Below are 536 nucleotides of genomic sequence, written 5' to 3'. Positions count from 1 at the left end.
TCCGCCTCCGTGACGACCGCCATGACGTAAGATGAGCGCGTCGGGACGTCCATCTGCGAAAGCGCGGCACGGATCAGCAGCAGGGCGAGCGCCAGAGGGAGCGTCGGCGCAAGCGCCGCCAGCATCAGGGCGATGCTGGACGGAATGTGTGTGAACACCATCGTGTTGATGAGTCCGATGTGCCGCGACAGCCAGGCGGCAACGGGGAATGAGAACGCCGAAAGCACGCCGGACCAGAAGAAGAAAAAGCCCGCTTCCGAAAGCGACAGGTCGAATTTTTCGAAAAGCCACAGGGCAAGCAGCGACTGGACGAGGAAGCCGCCGGCAAAGGCATCAAGGCTAAAAAGGGCCGCAAGCCTGAAAACGATATTCCGCGAGGGGCCAAGCGCGGACGTGCTGCCGGAGTCCGACGTTGGACGGCGCTGCGGGATCTGCGCGTAAAGGAGACCGCCGAGCAGGCCCAGCAACGCATAGAGCACGAACATCGCCTTGATGCCGGTGAGTTGATCGAGGCCGGCTGGAGCCAGAAGATCAGG

At 62.5% G+C, this 536-nt stretch carries 1 protein-coding gene; it reads right to left on the bottom strand.

All coding sequences use genetic code 11. The annotated features are described in order from the left end of the window. Positions 1-536: MFS transporter (locus tag NKJ55_RS35555; RefSeq protein ID WP_502904554.1), on the bottom strand; the 536-nt coding region annotated here is incomplete at both ends.

The sequence above is a fragment of the Mesorhizobium sp. M0106 genome, assembly GCF_040322715.1.
Lineage (GTDB): Bacteria > Pseudomonadota > Alphaproteobacteria > Rhizobiales > Rhizobiaceae > Mesorhizobium.
The sequence above is the reverse complement of the archived record's forward strand: the minus strand, read 5'-3'. Positions and strand labels throughout refer to the sequence as shown.